Source organism: Zoogloea sp. LCSB751 (genome assembly GCF_002028455.1).
In the GTDB taxonomy this organism is placed as follows: domain Bacteria; phylum Pseudomonadota; class Gammaproteobacteria; order Burkholderiales; family Rhodocyclaceae; genus Zoogloea.
Genome location: NZ_MWUM01000093.1, coordinates 1 through 447 on the forward strand (window position 1 = coordinate 1; position 447 = coordinate 447).

Consider the following 447-nt stretch of genomic DNA (forward strand, 5'->3'; position numbering starts at 1 on the left):
CGCTGCCCGCGACGCGGTGTATGCCGCAGCTCGAGAGCGCCATCCGGCCCGGTGGTCCGGCCCGATACGCGACTGGTTGTATTGACCCAGTAAAACCCTGCTCAGGTGTTAACCTTGAAAGGAACGACACATGAGTACGGCGATGGAAGACGAAATCAAACGTTGGACAGCCAAGCGCAAGAGCGCGTTGGTGATGGAGATCCTGCAAGGGAAGACGACGGTGGCGGAGGCCAGCCGTTCGTATGATCTGCCCCCGTCCGAGATCGAGACCTGGATCGACGAGGCGAAGCGGAGCATGGAGAACGCGCTGCGTGCCAACCCGCTAGATATCCGGGAGCAGTACGAGAAGCAGATCAAGCACCTGCAGGAAGCCTACGGGGAAGCGATGCTGGAGCTGCGTGCCCGAAAAAAATTGCAGTCCCTGCTGGGCGAGGACGAGAAGTGATC

Annotated in this window: 1 protein-coding gene; it reads left to right on the forward strand. The window is 60.2% G+C overall.

Annotated elements, in window-relative coordinates:
- Window positions 1-130: 130 nt before the first annotated feature.
- Window positions 131-445 carry a DUF1153 domain-containing protein gene (locus tag B4920_RS25885; RefSeq protein WP_079437596.1) on the forward strand — a complete coding sequence of 105 codons (315 nt, stop codon included), beginning with the start codon at window positions 131-133 and terminating at the stop codon, window positions 443-445.
- Window positions 446-447: the final 2 nt, after the last annotated feature.